Below are 17,614 nucleotides of genomic sequence, written 5' to 3' on the forward strand. Positions count from 1 at the left end.
TAAAAACAGGTTAAACAAAAAACTATCTGTCCGATATATAAAGTAGAGCGGGGAAGACAAATTCTCTCTTGCTTTAAAAATAAGAATGTCCACAAGGATGTGGACACCAAATTCAAGGAGGAAGCTTTACAATGAGAATTAATCACAATATCGCTGCATTAAACACTTACCGTCAATTGAGCTCTGCAACAACTGCTCAATCTAAATCAATGGAGAAATTGTCTTCAGGACAACGTATCAACCGTGCTGGTGACGACGCTGCTGGTCTAGCAATCTCTGAAAAAATGCGTGGACAAATCCGCGGTTTGGATCAAGCATCTCGTAACTCACAAGATGGTATCTCTTTAATCCAAACAGCTGAAGGTGCATTGAACGAAACACATGCAATCCTACAACGTATGCGTGAGCTAGCTGTTCAAGGTGGTAACGACACTAACACTACTGATGACAGAACTCAAATTCAAACAGAATTAAACCAATTAATGTCTGAAGTTGACCGTATTGCAAATACAACTGAATTCAATACGCAAAACCTATTAAAAGGTTCTTTCTCAGCAACACTACAAGTAGGAGCTAATAATGGACAAACTATTAACTTCTCAATTAGTGGAATGGGTGCAACTAGTCTTGGTCTTACAGCTGCTAAAATTTCAGTAGGAACTAACACGCTTGCAAGTAGCACAATTTCAACTCTTGATGCTGCAATCAAGTCAGTTTCTACACAACGCTCAAACTTAGGTGCATTGCAAAACCGCCTAGAGCACACAATCAACAACTTGGATACATCTTCTGAGAACTTGACTGCTGCTGAATCTCGCGTTCGTGACGTAGACATGGCGAAAGAAATGATGACGCAAACGAAGAACTCTATTCTTGCTCAAGCAGCTCAATCAATGCTTGCTCAAGCAAACCAACAGCCACAAGGCGTGCTTCAATTACTTCAATAATAAAATACTTTAGTAGTTCTATTGAAATATCGTGCTTCGTTTTATTAAAGCACGATATTTTTATTAGCATTATTAATAATCAGGAGGAATAATCGTGAATATAAAAGTATCATTATGCATGATTGTAAAAAACGAAGAGAATGTATTGGATCGCTGCTTGGCATCAGTGGCACATTTAGTTGATGAAGTGATTATTGTAGATACAGGGTCAACTGACAAAACGAAGGAAATTGCAAGTAAATATACGTCTAAATTATATGACTTTGAATGGGTTAATGATTTTTCGGCTGCAAGAAATTATGCTGCAGAACATGCAACTGGTGACTGGATTTTAGTATTAGATGCTGATGAATTTATTGATGAGGAAAATTATCAAGAATTTTTAAACGGATTAGAAGAGGATAATGGCGAATTTGACACATATGGTGTTAAAATAATCAACTTTACTGGTTTGTATGGAGAGAAATTAGTTCAAAATTATCATGACCGTGTGTATAAAAATAACAAAGAGATTGCCTATTATCGTGCTATTCATGAACAATTAAAGGGTGTTGATGGACAATCACTGAACGGAAGTATAGCAAAGCTTTCGGTATTTCACTCTGGATATATGAATCAAACTGTTGCAGAAAAGGGAAAGAATGAAAGGAATAAAGACCTTCTTGATAAAGAAATGCAAGAAAGTAATAATGCATTTGATTACTTCAATTTAGGTAATGAATATTATTCTCAAGGAGAGTTTGAAGAGGCATTAAAAGCATATACAAAAGCTTATAACTTAAAGAGCAGTTATCAATTATCATGGGTTGCATCTACTGTAATCCAGATAATAAGTGTGTTAATACAATTAAAGAGATATAATGATGCAGTTAATGTGATAGATGACTCTATTGAGCTATATCCAGGCTCATTTGAAATGATCTTCTTAAAAGGTGAAATTAGTTTTGTTAGAGGACAATATGATGATGCCAAGTATTACTTTGAAGAGATAATAAACAATAGTGAAAAGTATAATCATACAATCTTAAGACCAGACTTAAAAGATCAAATGCCCCACAGAAGGCTTGGAGATATATACAACTACGAGAAGGTATATGACAAAGCTATTTATCACTATATGAACGTACTGAATATAAATAAGTTGGATAGTGACAGCATAATAAAGATTATTTTCATCCTAAATAAATTCCATACTGAAGATGAGATTATACAATTTATTGAAAGAAATGACCTGATTAATAAAAATAATTTAAGCTATTACATGACAGGGTGTTTTGATATTGGGAAACCAAATATAATTGAACCTTTTCTAAAATATAATAATGAAGACAAACTGTTAGAGAAAATATACAAACTAAAAAATTACTGTTTAACTGGCACAGGAAATATTGAAGAATTTAATGACTTGTTAAATCCTAAATTAGTTGAGCGTTTAAATCAGAAACAAATGTTAAACATTATTGACTTATATTTTTTAAGAAGTAGGCTCTTAGAAGGAAATCAATCACCTTTGCTTATTACTGCCTTTGAGAAAGATGAGCATGTAAGTATGTTGGTTAAATTATTGAATAATTTAACAGTCGGAAAATTAGATGAGGCGGAATTATTTTTAGGTTCTCTTCAAATCCTTATGAACTATAAGAAATATGATCTAGCATCCAATTTATTAAATAATAAACAGTTATTAACAGATTCTGCACTTGTGAAGGCAGCAGCTATTCTTTATGAGAATGATTTTAAAGGAGAGGGTCTTCAATTATACAATGCATGTGACTGGGATGTTTATACTGAACAAGATTTCCTGAATATAATAAATGGTCTATTTGAAACTGGAAATGATCCGAATGCTATTGAATTCACAAAATATGCTAATTTGTTATTCGAAAATGACTTCAGATTCTATAAAATCTTACTGGAGAACCCAATTGATGATCACCTGTTTAATACTACAGTAAAAAAAGCGTTAGAGACTTTTAAAGGAAGCGTTTATTTGGAAAAGTATCTATTATAGAAAAGGATTATTCAAAAGGGGTTAAAGAATGATTATTGATATTGTATTAGTGTATGCCGCTGGCCGCGGTGGTTTAGAAGATGTTGTAGCTACAGTCAGCGAGGAACTGACAAAAAAAGGGCATAGGGTAAGGTTTTTTCAATCTTATCCTTCTCTAAATCCAGACTGGGAACAGGGTCTGCCTGAACTCTATTACTATGGAGAAATGGGAAACCTTGAAAGTGAAACACTGCAATCATTGTCCAAAGGATATGCTAATAAATTAAAAGAGGCAGGAAAGCCAGATATTGTCCTTGCGACACATGCACCAAGTATAAGTTATATATGTCGTTCTGCTATTTCTAGTGTGGAAGGAAAGATGGCCCCAGTACTTTCATGGCTTCATGGCCCACCTGAATATTATGGAAATGAAAACATGTTAAGATACAGCGAAGCTCATCTTGCTATATCCTCTCAAATTGGCGAAAGCATAGGTAAAAATACTTTTGAAGGACAACCAGTTTATAATGTGGGAAATCCTGTCATTAGAAATGAGTTTGAGACGATAAATAGAAGTGAAGGAAGAACATTAGAGCTTCTTTATGTTGGAAGGCTTCATCAGCATCAAAAAAGGCTAGACATTCTTTTTAAAGGACTAGAATTACTGGAAGCTGATTGGAGACTTCATTGCATAGGGGAAGGACCGGATGGAGATGAAATAAGAAACTTAGCAGATAAGCTGGGAATCAAGGATCAGATCCTGTTTCATGGCTGGCAGGAAAATCCATGGGATGTTGTAGAAGAAGTTTCTGCGCTAGTTATGAGCTCTGACTATGAAGGCCTTCCACTCGTTCTTATGGAAGCGCTTGGGAGAGGAATACCTGTTATTTCTACAAATTGCAGTGGTGCATCAGATATTATTAATGATGGGGAAAACGGTTGGATTTACCCAATTGGAGACTTCCATGCTCTTGCTAATATCCTTCAAAAAATCGGGGAAGATCAGAGCATATTGCCTTCTGTTGAAACATGTAAGGCAAGTGTTCAAAAGTTCCACTATTTAAAGGTTGTTGATAATATTGAGATGATTTTGAAGTATCATCATGAACTGTTTTTGCAGCAATCTGATAACAGGGTTTCTCACATTGTAAAAGATAATTCCTATTGGAAATCTCAAGTTGTTAATAATATTCTTGATTCTGTTATTAATGGAATTGAATATTTAGGTACAACAAGGGAGACTGTTATACAGGAAAAACTTGCGGATTATTTCTCACGAGAATTTATGGAACTTATTCAGCAGGATGACCAAATAGTAGACGATAAGGAAAAAGTGATAGCATACGTTTGTTATCCTAAGGTTGACTTAATCGATTATACATTCATGAAGGCTAAAGTAAGCTTTCTGTTAGTTAATGATATTCAAGATGGGGATACTTCCACTAAAGAAAAGCTGCATTATTCTGCAAGGCTTTTCAATGAAAATGGCAAATGGAAAATTTCAGAACTTATCTTAGCAGATGATTACCCGATTGAATCGCGTCCAAAAAAAGAGCGAAAACAAAAGGTACTCTTAGTAACTACTTCTAACAGCAGTTCTTCTAATACGGCTGCTTTATATAAAAATATGCCTAAACACATTTCAGATAGCTTTGAAGTGGAAATTACAGAGCAAAGACTGACAGATGAGTATTATCAAAAGGTCCTTGCTGCAGATATACTTGTACTGACAGAAGCGAATGTCATTTTTGATAAGGAACAAAATGTTCCAAACCAAACGATAATTGATTTATGGCATGGTTTTCCATTAAAGGCAATGGGACATGCAGATAGAAATGAAGCAGACCGAAACGCTGTGACAGAAAGATGGAAAAATATCGACTATGTTTGCTCATATTCAGATAAATTTAGTGAAATGATGACGCAATGTTTTAAAGTTGATCCAGAAATATTCCAAATTACGGGAATGCCTCGAAATGATTTGTTAATAAATTCTCATCTTAATATAGATAAGTCTGTTCTGGAAAGATTATTCCAAATCAAAACAGAGGGTAAAAAGTTTATCATGTTTATGCCGACATATCGAAAGGCAGCTTTTAATAACAGACAGGATACAACATTGAATAGAAACCATTTTTTTGGATTGGAAAGATTTAATTCAAATGAGTTTACTGCGTTTTTGAAAAAAAATAATTTGGAATTGATTGTAAAATTCCATCCAGTTGAAGAACAATATATGCTGAAAAATGGAATTGAACTAGGAGAACATGTTCATTTGTTGACACATGAAATGCTATTTGAAAATAATTTGGATATGTATGATGTTTTAGGCAAGTTCGATTTGCTGATGACAGATTATTCTTCTGTATACTTTGATTATTTGTTGATTGATAAACCAATTATTTTTCTTCCTATTGACGTAGAGCAGTATAAGACAACAAGAGGATTTATCTTAGGTGAATATGATAAGTGGACACCAGGAGCAAAAGTGACGACTCAGGAACAACTTCAGGAAGAAGTTCTAACAAACTTAAAAGACAGTGAGAAGTTTGCTGCAGAAAGAGCAAAGGTACGTGATATTGTTCATTATTATCAAGATGATGTTTCATCGTCCAGAGTTTGGGATTTCATAAAGCAAAGGGCCATTTCTAACAATTGAAAGATTAGGTACTGACATGAAAATATCGTTAGCAATGATAGTCAAAAATGAAGAGAAATCAGTAACAAAATGTATTCTAAATGCAAAAAAAATAGTGGATGAAATTGTGGTAGTAGATACTGGATCTACAGATAGCACACTTAAGGTCTTGAAGGAGTTTTCTCACATAAATCTTTTTCGATTTCAGTGGGAAAACGATTTTTCAAAGGCCCGTAATTTTGCAATTGAACAATGCACGGGCGACTATATTCTAGTATTAGACGCAGACGAGTATGTAACATTCGGCAAAAGAAGTGAGCTTGAAAAAATAATGAAGCAACACCAAATTGGCAGGATGAAAATCGTCAGCAAATTTAAGAAAGACGGCCAAGTATATGAGGCAAGCTCGTATATCTCTAGGTTTTTTCCGAAAGAGGTTCGTTTCACTGGAGCTATTCATGAACAGCTTGAATCTAATTTGCCAAGAGTTGATATGAAGCTGACTGTAGCTCATACTGGCTATTTGGATAAGGAAAAAGGCTCTAGAAATATACCGATTCTTCATCAAGAGCTTGAGAAGTATCCCAATGATGCCTACTACCATTATCAACTTGGGAAGGAATACAGATTAAAACGAGAATTTCAACAATCTTGGCTGTACTTGATGAAGGCGTACAAGCTAGCGGATGATCGTTATGCCTATTACAACCAGCTCATATTGGAGCTATTGCAAACAGGGAAGGAACTGGCTGATAAAGGCACCATCTCTGTAATTGTTGAAAACGAGATAAAGCTTAAACATGTTACAGATTTTCATTTTTATAAAGGGCTGTTTTATCTAGATTATTGCCTAAAGCACTTGGAAGAAGCGATAAACCTGCTTCCTAATATTGAAGCAAGCTTCCTGGAATGTATTGCGATTAGCAAGAAAAAGCATATCGAATATCTATCAGGAACGGCCAGCTTTCTAGCGCTTTACAATTTAGGCGTTTATTATGAAGCAATTGGCGCTGTACCAAATGCTAAAAGGTATTATATGGAGTCTGCTAAACTTGGTTATGAACCAGCCAAGACACGGCTCTCCGCTATGTAATTGGAAAGGGAAGGCAGTTTGGCATTTTTGTCGAACTGCCTTCCCTTTTTATAAACACAGGAAAGAAGCCGCCGATATAATGGTGGTAGTATATATTTTTTAGGGGGAAATGCCTATGATAGAAAAGTATTCTTCAAATGGCGTCTATTCAGCTCAACAGCTCAAAACCAGTGAGAATATTGTGACGAAGGGTAACGATGCAACTACCGAACCACAAGTAGAGGAGAATAAGGCTGTAAATCTTGTCGATAAGGAAAAAGAGAGAAAAAACCTAGAAGGCTTGATGGCCAGCTTAAATGATTTCATGCCTGCACACACATCCCTTAAATTCCAGCTTCATGATAAGCTGGAGGAGTATTATGTGCAAGTTATTGATGATCAAACAAAAGAGGTAATAAGAGAGATACCCTCAGAAAAGATGCTTGATATTCATGCTGCGATGAAAGAGTATTTGGGCTTAATGGTAGACAAAAAAATTTGATGCATACATTGACAGCATCTTTTGCATGTATAGGAATAGATGCTGTCACCCTAAAAAAACTACATTTGATTTTTTAAATAAACACCATTTATAAATAGGTAAAAAGTAAGATATCTTAATAAAATGTTAAAGGCTGAATAGGACTGGCCGATAATAATAGTAATCAATGATTATATTTAAAAAATAGCAACACACTATTGATTTAAATATAAAAAAAGTACGAGGTGAGGAATTTGGTTTTAAGAATAGGCGGACTTGCAAGCGGCATGGATATCGACTCCTTAGTAGAACAGCTAATGACTGCGGAAAGAGTTCCGTTGGACAAGTTGAATCAAAAGAAAACATATACAGAGTGGCAGCGAGACGACTATCGCGAAATGAACACCTTGCTACTGTCATTAGACACGCTAATGTCAGAAGGCGTCGCAAAGCAGTCGACATTTATTAAGAAGACGATTAATTCATCCAATTCAGATGCATTGGGTGTTAAAAATATAACGTCTACAGTTGATTTTTCAGGTTCCATACAAATAGACAAGCTGGCAACTGCTGCTTCTATGCGAAGTGGAACAACCGCTGATGGAAAAACTGGTATTACAAACTACACTACAACTGGAACATTAGATTCTTATAATATAACTGGAAGCAAAATAACAGTATCTGCTATTGATGCAAATGGAGTTATGTCTAGTAAAGATATAACATTTGATCCTAAAACAGATACGATGGATTCACTTATTTCAAGAATAAATCAGCAATCAGGTGTGACAGCATTTTATGATCCGAATTCCAATCAAATTTCTTTTACTGCGAAAAATACTGGGGATATTAAAGACGGACCTGAAATCTCACTTAGTACTGACGGAACTTTGCTAGATGTTCTAAAGTTGGGTACGAGCAATACTGATACTACGCAAGGTGTTAATACTAACGGAACAAATGCTGAATTTATATACAATGGTGTGGCGACAACAAGATCTTCCAACACCTTCCGCATCAACGGTGTTGAACTGACACTTAAACAAGTCACAGAATCAGGCAAGCCAGTAACGTTCTCATCAACGGCTGATGTTGATTCTATTTATGACTCGATTAAAACCTTCGTGGATAAATATAACGAAATAATTGACAAGATTAGCGATAAAATTGGGGAAACAAAATACAGGGACTATGCTCCGTTGTCTGATGCGCAAAAGAAAGAGATGACAGATGATGACATTGAAAAGTGGGAAGAAAAGGCGAAGAGTGGAACACTAAAAAATGATCAAATCCTTTCCAGTGTCTTAACTAAAATGCGTTCAAGTCTTGGCTCTATTGTGAACACAGGAGGAGCATTCAAAAGACTTTCTGATATTGGAATTTCCACTACAAACAACTATTTAGAAGGCGGCAAGCTGGAAATCAATGAAGACAAGCTAAAGGAAGCAATCACCGCTGACCCAAATAGTGTTTATAAACTATTCCAAAACAGCAGTGCTAAAACTTCTTCTGAAAATGGCTTGGCACAAATGGTTAGAGCAAACTTGAAAACTGCTATGGATGATATCAAAACAAAGGCAGGTTCATCTTCAAGTGTCAATAATACATTTACATTAGGGAAATTATTGAACCAATATAGCTCAAGAATAACTGATTTTGAAGATAGATTAAAGAATATTGAAGACAGATACTGGTCAAGATTTACGGCAATGGAGACAGCTATCAATAATGCAAACAGTCAATCTGCATACTTAACAAGTATGATGAGCTCATAAAAAAGGAGTAAAATAAATGGCAACTACTAATCCGTATCAATCATATAAACAGAATTCAGTAAACACTGCTTCACCTGGCGAGTTAACACTAATGCTTTATAATGGCTGCCTGAAGTTTATCGGTTTAGCCAAAAATGCTATCCAAAATAATGATATTGCGACGAGAAATGTAAATATTCAAAAGGCGCAAAAGATTATTAATGAATTAATGGTTACATTAAATATGGATTTTCCTATTTCTAAAAATTTCATGTCTTTATACGATTTTATGAACCGTCAGCTTATTAAGGCTAATATTGTAAATGACATTAAAATTCTAGAGGATGTAGAGTTCTTGTTAACGGAATTCAGGGATACATGGAAAGAAGCTATTCAAATTAACCGTCAAAAACAATATGCGGCAGGCGGACAAGCTTAATGGAAGCAATTAAACAGTGCTATGCAATCACACAAGAACTAATCGGCTACTTAAAGGGCGATGGGGAAAAGGAATCGGATATGATTGGCGGCCTGCTTAACCAAAGAAAAGCAGCACTGACATTGTTGACAAAGCCTACTACCGAAAATGAAAAAAAGCTCGGGGCTGTACTTCTTCAGCAGGATAAGGAGTTATTGGAGCTGCTTCATGCTGAAAAGAGAAGTATCCAACAGGATATAAAAGAATTAAAGCTTAAGAAAAACTCTAATCAAAAATATGTGAATCCGTACCAGTCTTTACAGACAGACGGCATATATTATGATAAGAGAAAATAACAAGTGAAAACCATTTGCCTTGGCAAATGGTTTTTTGCTTTTTCAAAACCAAATTATAAAAAAAACGACTTAGAAGGGTTGCCATTAACAACCCTTCTAAGTCAGCTTATAATGTTTGTTTAGATTACTCTTGAAAGTTCATGATGCTTCTTATCATTAACGACATCTTCACCAATTAAAGCAATTGCGTCATAGGGTGTTTTTGATTTGATGACAGAATAATCGTCTATTTTCACGTTAGATGCAACAACAGCTCTTTCGATAACTGCGTTTTCTCCGACAACGGCTCCTGGTAGAAGGACAGAATCCTTAATAACTGCGCCTTTCCCGATTGTTACATCTTGGAAAATAACAGAGTTTTCCACTGTTCCGTAAATCTCGCAAGCCTCACTGACTAAGGAATGCTTAACAGTTGAAGCATCATCAAGATATACTGGTGGATGGGACTGTTCTACAGTGTAGACATTCCAATCCTTGTCTTTTAAGAAAATGTTGGATTCTTTTTCAAGTAGATCCATGTTGGCTTCCCAAAAGCTGTCGATTGTACCGACATCTTTCCAGTAGCCCTTGAATTTATATGCGTGGAGTTTAAGATTGTCATGCAGCATTGCGGGGATAATGTCTTTCCCAAAATCCTTGCAGCTGTCTTGATTGTTTTCTTCTTGTTCTAAGTATGCTTTGAGGGTTTTCCATTTGAAGATGTATACACCCATTGAAGCAAGGTTTGATTTTGGATCTTCTGGCTTTTCCTCGAATTCGCTGATACGGTTGCTGGAAGTTTCTGTGTTCATAATACCGAAACGGCTTGCTTCTTCCCATGGCACCTCTGTAACAGAAATAGTGGCATCAGCGCCTGTCTCGATATGCTGCTTCAGCATAAGGTCATAATCCATTTTATAAATATGGTCGCCAGAAATAATCAAAACATTCTCTGGATCATACTGCTCAATGAAGGGGGTATTCTGATAAATGGCATGTGCAGTTCCTTCATACCAGCGTTCTTCCGTATCGCATTGATATGGAGGAAGGATGGAAAGACCGCCATCTCTTCTGTTTAAATCCCATTCCTTTCCGTCTCCGATGTAATTTTGTAATACATGGGGCTGATATTGTGTTAGCACGCCAACTGTATCAATGCCAGAATTGCGGCAATTGCTTAAAGTGAAATCGACGATTCGGTATTTTCCTCCGAATGGTACGGCTGGTTTCGCTAGATGATCTGTAAGTTTTTTTAATCTCGTTCCTCTTCCACCGGCTAAAAGCATGGCGATGCATTGTTTTTTCATGATAACCCTCCTGTATTCGTTTTCAGATTGTAGTTTGATTGAAGAATTATAATCGGTCATCTTCCCATAACTTGTAGTAGTACTCATGCTCTTCTTCAGCTTCTATGCTGTTATGCTGTTCTTCTGGAAGTTCTGTTAATACTTTTAAGTTGTTCAATGCTGTTCCTCCTTGGCCATTCATATAGACGTAATTCTATTAGATTTTTATTAGATTAACAATTAAAATAATTAGATGTTTTCTGTCAACTAACGACAAATTTCGAATGTTTTTTTATGTTTTGAAGAAGATTTAATTTATTGGTTGAAAAAATATTAGCTTGTTTCACGTAGTTTTTAGATACCCATGCTAAAAAACTTTGAAACCAAGTTATATCAAAAAAATTGTAAAAGATTGTTCTAAACGACAAATTAGTACTATAGAATCAGTAAAAAAATAGAAAGTATGAATTTTTAGGAAAGATGTATGGAGACGAATAACGGAGAAAAAGGAGGGTTTACCTACATATAGAAAATATATGTTAGGATACATGCCACGGACTCCTACATTAGGAGAAGCTATACTGCTAAAGATTCTCGTAAAAAATTTGTCTAAATGTATAAATGAAAAATTTGCCGTAAAGTTTTTGGTGAAAACAGCTTTTTTTTAACAAGTTCACAAATTTGTCGAATTTTCCAAAAGTTTTTGCAGGAAATCGAAAGGGTAAACAAGAATTATATAGCATAGTCAAAAAAGTTCACTGCTCGCATAGATATAAGAATGTGGTGGGAACAATAAGACTTGCACTGGAATCCAAAAGGAGGAGTAACTTATGAATTTCAACATTAGAGGAGAAAACATTGAGGTAACTCCAGCAATTAGAGAGTATGTAGAAAAGAAGATTTCCAAACTGGAGAGATATTTTTCCGAAACGCCAGATGCTAATGTCAATGTGAATTTAAAAACCTACAGTGATAAGACTGCTAAGGTGGAAGTTACAATCCCGATGTCCCAGCTGGTGCTTCGAGCTGAAGAAGACCATTTGGACATGTACGCAGCTATTGATTTGATCGTTGATAAGTTGGAGCGGCAAATCAGAAAACATAAAACAAAAGTAAACAGAAAGCAGCGCGAAAAAGGCAATCTAAATGCTCTGTTTGGCGCAGACGAGCCTAATGCGGTCTCTGTACAGGATGAAGAGGACGAACTGGAAATTGTTCGCCAAAAGCGCTTTAATTTAAAGCCAATGGACAGTGAGGAAGCCATTTTACAAATGGATCTTCTTGGCCACAGTTTCTTTGTTTATACAGATGCGGAAACAAATTCAACAAATATTGTTTATAAAAGAAAAGACGGCAAGTATGGTTTGATTGAAGCAAAGTAATTAGATAGCACTTTTTAAAAAAACCTGCAGGAAACTGCAGGTTTTTTTCTAATATAGTAAGAACATGTTAGGAGTAAGCCTTTTTTTAGAAGACGGTATGCAGCAATCATTATATGGAAATTACTTGAATATTCCACTATGATACAGGAGTGTTTGATATAATAAACAAAAGAATTTATAGCTAAAACAGCTGAAATCAGAATATCCTTTCTTATAGAAGTTAATTTCATTTTCAAGGAGTGTGAAAGGGATGAAAAGGTCTGTAATGGAAGCGAACCTGTTTTGTACACACTGTAATAATGAAACAAACCATGACGTTGTTTATATAAATGAAGAGATAACGAGCGTCAAGTGCCAAAGCTGTCAGCATGAAGCAGGCATGAAGGTTGACATCATGAAGAAGTTTTATAAAGAGCTATTTGAGCATATTGCCACAAAGCCGAGCAGGATGACAGAGGAATACAAGCAGGATCTAAGCAAATTCATTGCAAGACTCCCGATTAGGGTCATCAGCAAGCCATATCGCTTCATGCGCTACTTGAATGAATCCAGAAAGGTATTAAAGTACTATAAAAAGACCTGATTTTTTTACTATAATGAGCAGCTGCATTTTTTTCTTTAGGGCATCAGTCCTTTACATACCCCTTTTTTCACCTTTCTATCTTTCCTTTATACTAAAGTTGTCACTCTATTAAGGAAATGGTAATATTAATAGGAAAATACTAGTTAAGCTATCATATATTCAATGATATCCTTCTTATATGGAGTTTACAAAAGAGTCCTATTCTTTTCATGTGATTTTAATGAATAGTGAATATGCTATAGAGACTTTAATGCTAGTTATTATGCTATTGATATAATAAACGGATGGAATTTTTCACATAGAATCTCTCATTTTAATTATAAAGGAGCGTTTTTTAATGCTTGGTATTTTAAATAAGGTTTTTGATCAGAACAAACGCGATATAAAGAAACTGACTAAGATTGCCGAAAAGGTTGAGCTTTTGGCTGGAGAAACGGCAGCATTAAGCGATGAGCAGCTCAAGGCAAAAACGGAGGAGTTCAAAGCGCGCGTTCAAAAAGGAGAAACACTTGACGATTTGCTGGTTGAGGCTTTTGCAGTTGTGAGGGAAGCTGCAAAGCGTGTGCTTGGCCTATACCCATATCCTGTTCAGCTGATGGGGGGAGCTTCTCTTCATGAAGGTAATATCTCTGAAATGAAGACTGGTGAAGGTAAAACCCTGACTGCGACAATGCCGGTATATTTGAATGCACTTTCTGGAAAAGGCGTTCATGTTGTCACAGTCAATGAATATTTGGCAACACGTGATGCTGCTGAGATGGGACAGCTATATGAGTTTCTTGGGTTAACGGTTGGTTTGAACTTAAACGGCCTTTCAAGAGAGGACAAGCAGGCAGCATATAATGCCGATATTACTTACGGTACAAATAATGAATTCGGATTCGATTATCTTCGTGATAACATGGTTTTATATAACGAGCAAAAGGTACAAAAACCACTTTACTATGCAGTAATTGATGAGGTTGACTCCATCTTAATTGATGAAGCGAGAACGCCGCTGATCATTTCTGGCTCTGCTCAAAAGTCGACTCAATTATATGTACGGGCAAATGTTTTTGTGAGCAGCTTAAAGGTAGAAAAGGACTATACGTATGATGAAAAGACGAAGGGTGTTCAGTTGACAGAAGAAGGTATGTCAAAGGCTGAGCGTGTCTTCCAGATTGAAAACTTGTTTGATGTAAGCAATGTGGCAATTAACCATCATATCACACAAGCCCTTAAGGCACATGCAAGCATGCATAAAGATGTCGATTATGTTGTGCAAGATGGCGAAATCGTCATCGTTGACCAGTTCACAGGCCGTTTAATGAAGGGGCGCCGCTATAGCGACGGGCTTCATCAAGCAATCGAGGCTAAGGAAAATCTTGAAATTCAAAATGAAAGCATGACACTTGCAACCATTACATTCCAAAACTACTTCCGCATGTATGATAAGCTTGCTGGGATGACTGGTACAGCAAAGACAGAGGAAGAGGAATTCCGCAATATTTACAATATGAGTGTTATTGTTATTCCAACGAACAGAGATATCGTTCGTGATGACCGTGCCGATTTAATTTACGCAACAATGGATGGTAAATTTAGAGCTGTTGTTGAGGATATTGCTGAAAGACATAAGTTAGGTCAGCCGGTCCTTGTTGGTACTGTGGCAATTGAAACGTCTGAAATTATCTCGAAGTATCTTTCTAAGAAGGGTATTCCTCATGATGTATTGAATGCAAAAAATCATGAGAGAGAAGCAGAAATTATCGCAACTGCCGGCGAAAAAGGCGCTGTGACAATTGCAACAAATATGGCAGGACGCGGAACAGATATTAAACTTGGAGAAGGAATTAAAGAGGTGGGCGGTTTAGCTGTTATCGGAACAGAACGTCACGAAAGCCGACGAATAGATAATCAGCTTCGCGGACGTTCCGGACGTCAAGGAGATCCAGGTGTGACGCAATTCTACCTTTCTATGGAAGATGAATTGATGCGCCGCTTCGGATCTGACGGCATGAAAGCGATGATGGCTAAACTGGGCATGGATGACTCCCAGCCGATCCAAAGCAAGATGGTTTCAAGAGCTGTTGAATCTGCTCAAAAACGAGTGGAAGGAAACAACTTTGACTCACGTAAACAGCTTCTTCAATATGATGATGTTCTTCGTCAGCAAAGGGAAATCATTTACGCTCAGCGTAATGATGTACTAACATCTGACAACCTTCGTTCTATTGTTGAAAGTATGATTAAATCATCATTGGAGCGTCATGTTGCAGCACATACTCCATCGAGTGAAGATCAGGAAAACTGGGATCTGCAGGCAGTTCTTGATTATGCGAACGGAAATCTGCTTCATGAAGGCGAATTGGAGCTGAATGATATCCGTGGCAAAGAAGGCGATGAAATTGCCGAAGTCATCATGGAAAAAGTATTGCATAACTATGATGAGAAAGAAGAAAAGCTGACAACTGAACAAATGCGTGAATTTGAGAAGGTTATTGTGCTTCGCGCTGTTGACAGCAAATGGATTGACCACATTGACCAAATGGATCAGCTTCGTCAGGGTATCCATCTTCGTGCATATGGTCAAATCGATCCGCTTCGCGAATATCAATCTGAAGGGTTTGCAATGTTTGAGCAAATGGTTACTTCCATTGAAGAGGATGTTGCTAAGTACATTATGAAAGCAGAGATCCGTGAAAATCTTCAAAGGGAAGAAGTCATGAAAGGACAAGCGGTCAACCCGAAAGAAGAAGGCGAAGATAAGAAGCCGAAGAAAAAACCAGTGATGAAGAAGCTTGATGTGGGCCGAAATGCTCCATGCTTCTGCGGCAGTGGCAAAAAGTATAAAAACTGCCACGGAACTAATCTTTAAAATAGAATAATGGGACCTGCCTCCCCGAATTCGGAGAGGCAGGTTTTTTAGAGTCTAACGTTTGAGCAAATAAAGTATATCTTCCTGAATAATGGAAATGCTTTATTACAGAAAACAACTATTCAAATTAACTTCTAAAAAGGAAAGCATGCATTTTTTCTTGAAAAGCCATATAATACTAGAAGGAAGCAGCCGTGCTTTGAACAATAATATTTAAAAAGGGTGACAGGTAAATGGAATTAGCAGATATTCGCAATGAGTTAGAGAAGATAAATGTAACACTAGAAAACTTTAGGGGGTCTCTTTGACTTAGATAACAAAGAGGCACGTATCGCTCATCTGGAGGATGAAATGTTGCATCCTGATTTTTGGAATGATCAGCAGGCAGCACAGACAGTTATCTCCGAAAGCAATGGTTTAAAGGATCAAGTCAATGAGTTTTATAAGCTGGCAGAAACATTTGAAAACCTAGAGCTTACTTATGAGTTGGTTAAGGAAGAAGACGATGAAGAATTGCGCACTGAGCTTGAAGAGGAACTAGGACAATTGGTAAGCAGCTTAAGCCAGTTTGAGCTTAATCTTCTGTTAAGTGAGCCTTACGATAAAAACAATGCAATTTTAGAGCTGCATCCAGGTGCTGGTGGTACAGAGTCCCAAGACTGGGGAAGCATGCTGTTGCGTATGTACACTCGCTGGGCAGAAAAAAGAGGCTTCAAGGTGGAAACATTGGATTATCTGCCTGGTGATGAAGCTGGAATTAAGAGTGTAACATTGGCTATTAAAGGACATAATGCATTCGGATACTTAAAAGCAGAAAAAGGCGTACATCGTCTTGTTCGTATTTCTCCATTTGATTCATCTGGCCGCCGCCATACGAGCTTTGTATCATGTGAAGTTATGCCAGAATTCAATGATGAGATTGAAATTGAAATCCGTACAGAGGATTTAAAAGTTGATACGTACCGGGCAAGTGGTGCCGGTGGACAGCATATCAATACAACAGACTCCGCTGTACGTATTACACATATCCCAACAGGAGTAGTCGTATCTTGCCAAACAGAGCGCTCTCAGATTAAAAACAGGGAAACAGCAATGAAAATGCTGAAAGCAAAACTTTATCAGAAAAAAATCGAAGAGCAGGAAGAAAAGCTTGCGGAAATCCGCGGCGAACAAAAGGATATTGGCTGGGGAAGCCAAATTCGTTCGTACGTTTTTCATCCATACTCTCTTGTTAAAGACCACCGTACAAACACAGAAGTAGGTAACACACAATCTGTCATGGACGGAGATATTGATCTATTTATAAATGCTTACTTGCGTTCAAAGCTAAGCATTGCAGAATAAGTATTAGAGGCTGGGACATAAGTATGTGAACCAGCGTAAAGACCGAACTACTTAATCAACTATATTGATTAAATAGTTCGGTTTTTTGTTTTTAGTTTAAATACAAAAAATTAGAAATTTTAGTTGAATGGAGCGGAGGCCACTCGACTCCTGCGGGAAATAGAGGAAAGGATGAGACCCCGCAGGCGAAGACGAGGAGGCTCATCTTCCTCCCCGCGGAAAGCGAGTGGGTGCAGCGCAATGAAACGAACTAACTTTAACTCAAAATTCTATTTAGACACAACCTTTATTTTTCAAATTTAGTTGTAATTCTATTATTCGTGTTTAGAAAGCTTATTTTTTGTTTTGTGCCAGCCTCTTTTTGTGTTTAAAAAACCCCTAAATAGGTAACTAATTATGAAGTGATTATATATTTTTGGTTAAGTTTTGCCAGCTAAGCATGAGGGAAAGGAATTGTGACGTATAATTTTTTAAAGAACTAAATTTAAGAAGACAAGGAGATAAAGCAAAAATTCACAAATAATAAT

Annotated in this window: 13 protein-coding genes; 12 read left to right on the forward strand and 1 reads right to left on the reverse strand. The window is 36.7% G+C overall.

The features are described 5' to 3' along the window. Positions 1 to 131 precede the first annotated feature (131 nt). The 8 genes from NQZ71_RS04790 to NQZ71_RS04825 all read left to right on the forward strand — a co-directional run bounded on the left by NQZ71_RS04790 (position 132) and on the right by NQZ71_RS04825 (position 9,656). Positions 132 to 947: a flagellin N-terminal helical domain-containing protein gene (locus tag NQZ71_RS04790; RefSeq protein WP_144453858.1), complete on the forward strand. Its 816-nt coding sequence runs from the start codon at positions 132 to 134 to the stop codon at positions 945 to 947. 94 nt (positions 948 to 1,041) lie between these two features. Continuing rightward, the gene (locus NQZ71_RS04795) at positions 1,042 to 2,958 is read left to right on the forward strand and encodes a glycosyltransferase (protein ID WP_317011428.1); all 1,917 of its coding nucleotides are present in this window, start codon (positions 1,042 to 1,044) and stop codon (positions 2,956 to 2,958) included. Between the two features lie 28 nt (positions 2,959 to 2,986). After that, a complete protein-coding gene (locus tag NQZ71_RS04800) occupies positions 2,987 to 5,596 on the forward strand; it encodes a CDP-glycerol glycerophosphotransferase family protein (protein ID WP_317011429.1) in 2,610 nt (869 codons plus the stop codon). A 16-nt stretch (positions 5,597 to 5,612) separates the two neighbouring features. After that, complete coding sequence (locus NQZ71_RS04805) at positions 5,613 to 6,668, forward strand: glycosyltransferase family 2 protein (protein ID WP_317011430.1); 1,056 nt, start codon at positions 5,613 to 5,615, stop codon at positions 6,666 to 6,668. A 115-nt stretch (positions 6,669 to 6,783) separates the two neighbouring features. Then, positions 6,784 to 7,149 (forward strand): flagellar protein FlaG, encoded by a 366-nt coding sequence (flaG, locus tag NQZ71_RS04810; RefSeq protein WP_144453850.1) that lies wholly within the window; start codon positions 6,784 to 6,786, stop codon positions 7,147 to 7,149. 233 nt (positions 7,150 to 7,382) lie between these two features. Beyond that, positions 7,383 to 8,903, forward strand: coding sequence for a flagellar hook-associated protein 2 (locus tag NQZ71_RS04815; RefSeq protein ID WP_144453848.1), 1,521 nt, complete (start codon positions 7,383 to 7,385; stop codon positions 8,901 to 8,903). A 16-nt stretch (positions 8,904 to 8,919) separates the two neighbouring features. Next, entirely contained in the window at positions 8,920 to 9,321 is a 402-nt protein-coding gene (fliS, locus tag NQZ71_RS04820) for a flagellar export chaperone FliS (RefSeq protein WP_127738210.1), read from the forward strand. Further along, the gene (locus NQZ71_RS04825) at positions 9,321 to 9,656 is read left to right on the forward strand and encodes a flagellar protein FliT (protein ID WP_144453846.1); all 336 of its coding nucleotides are present in this window, start codon (positions 9,321 to 9,323) and stop codon (positions 9,654 to 9,656) included. The genes fliS and NQZ71_RS04825 overlap by 1 nt, the downstream gene beginning before the upstream one ends. 119 nt (positions 9,657 to 9,775) lie before the next feature. On the opposite strand, the gene NQZ71_RS04830 is transcribed toward NQZ71_RS04825, so the two are convergent. Next, positions 9,776 to 10,942: a glucose-1-phosphate adenylyltransferase gene (locus NQZ71_RS04830; protein WP_260056054.1), complete on the reverse strand. Its 1,167-nt coding sequence runs from the start codon at positions 10,940 to 10,942 to the stop codon at positions 9,776 to 9,778. 809 nt (positions 10,943 to 11,751) lie between these two features. Between NQZ71_RS04830 and hpf the strand changes: the two genes are divergently transcribed. The 4 genes from hpf to prfB all read left to right on the forward strand — a co-directional run bounded on the left by hpf (position 11,752) and on the right by prfB (position 17,087). Then, a complete protein-coding gene (gene hpf / locus NQZ71_RS04835; RefSeq protein ID WP_144453842.1) occupies positions 11,752 to 12,303 on the forward strand; it encodes a ribosome hibernation-promoting factor, HPF/YfiA family in 552 nt (183 codons plus the stop codon). Positions 12,304 to 12,553: 250 nt separating this feature from the next. Further along, complete coding sequence (locus NQZ71_RS04840; protein ID WP_144453840.1) at positions 12,554 to 12,886, forward strand: bh protein; 333 nt, start codon at positions 12,554 to 12,556, stop codon at positions 12,884 to 12,886. Between the two features lie 337 nt (positions 12,887 to 13,223). Further along, on the forward strand, positions 13,224 to 15,743 hold the full coding sequence (secA, locus tag NQZ71_RS04845) for a preprotein translocase subunit SecA (RefSeq protein WP_144453838.1): 2,520 nt from the start codon (positions 13,224 to 13,226) through the stop codon (positions 15,741 to 15,743). A gap of 233 nt (positions 15,744 to 15,976) precedes the next feature. Continuing rightward, positions 15,977 to 17,087, forward strand: a protein-coding gene (gene prfB, locus NQZ71_RS04850; protein ID WP_127738204.1) for a peptide chain release factor 2 whose coding sequence is annotated in 2 segments (ribosomal slippage) — positions 15,977 to 16,048 and positions 16,050 to 17,087 — 1,110 coding nt in all. Because the reading frame shifts where the segments join, the coding sequence is not laid out codon by codon here. The last annotated feature ends 527 nt before the right edge of the window (positions 17,088 to 17,614 follow it).

Source organism: Niallia taxi (assembly GCF_032818155.1).
Classification (GTDB): Bacteria; Bacillota; Bacilli; order Bacillales; family Cytobacillaceae; genus Niallia; species Niallia taxi_A.

Coding starts and splice junctions, on each gene's coding strand:
- NQZ71_RS04790 (WP_144453858.1), top strand. CDS start 132: ATGAGAATTAATCACAATATCGCTGCATTAAACACTTACCGTCAATTG.
- NQZ71_RS04800 (WP_317011429.1), top strand. CDS start 2,987: ATGATTATTGATATTGTATTAGTGTATGCCGCTGGCCGCGGTGGTTTA.
- NQZ71_RS04805 (WP_317011430.1), top strand. CDS start 5,613: ATGAAAATATCGTTAGCAATGATAGTCAAAAATGAAGAGAAATCAGTA.
- flaG (WP_144453850.1), top strand. CDS start 6,784: ATGATAGAAAAGTATTCTTCAAATGGCGTCTATTCAGCTCAACAGCTC.
- fliS (WP_127738210.1), top strand. CDS start 8,920: ATGGCAACTACTAATCCGTATCAATCATATAAACAGAATTCAGTAAAC.
- NQZ71_RS04825 (WP_144453846.1), top strand. CDS start 9,321: ATGGAAGCAATTAAACAGTGCTATGCAATCACACAAGAACTAATCGGC.
- NQZ71_RS04830 (WP_260056054.1), bottom strand. CDS start 10,942: ATGAAAAAACAATGCATCGCCATGCTTTTAGCCGGTGGAAGAGGAACG.
- hpf (WP_144453842.1), top strand. CDS start 11,752: ATGAATTTCAACATTAGAGGAGAAAACATTGAGGTAACTCCAGCAATT.
- NQZ71_RS04840 (WP_144453840.1), top strand. CDS start 12,554: ATGAAAAGGTCTGTAATGGAAGCGAACCTGTTTTGTACACACTGTAAT.
- secA (WP_144453838.1), top strand. CDS start 13,224: ATGCTTGGTATTTTAAATAAGGTTTTTGATCAGAACAAACGCGATATA.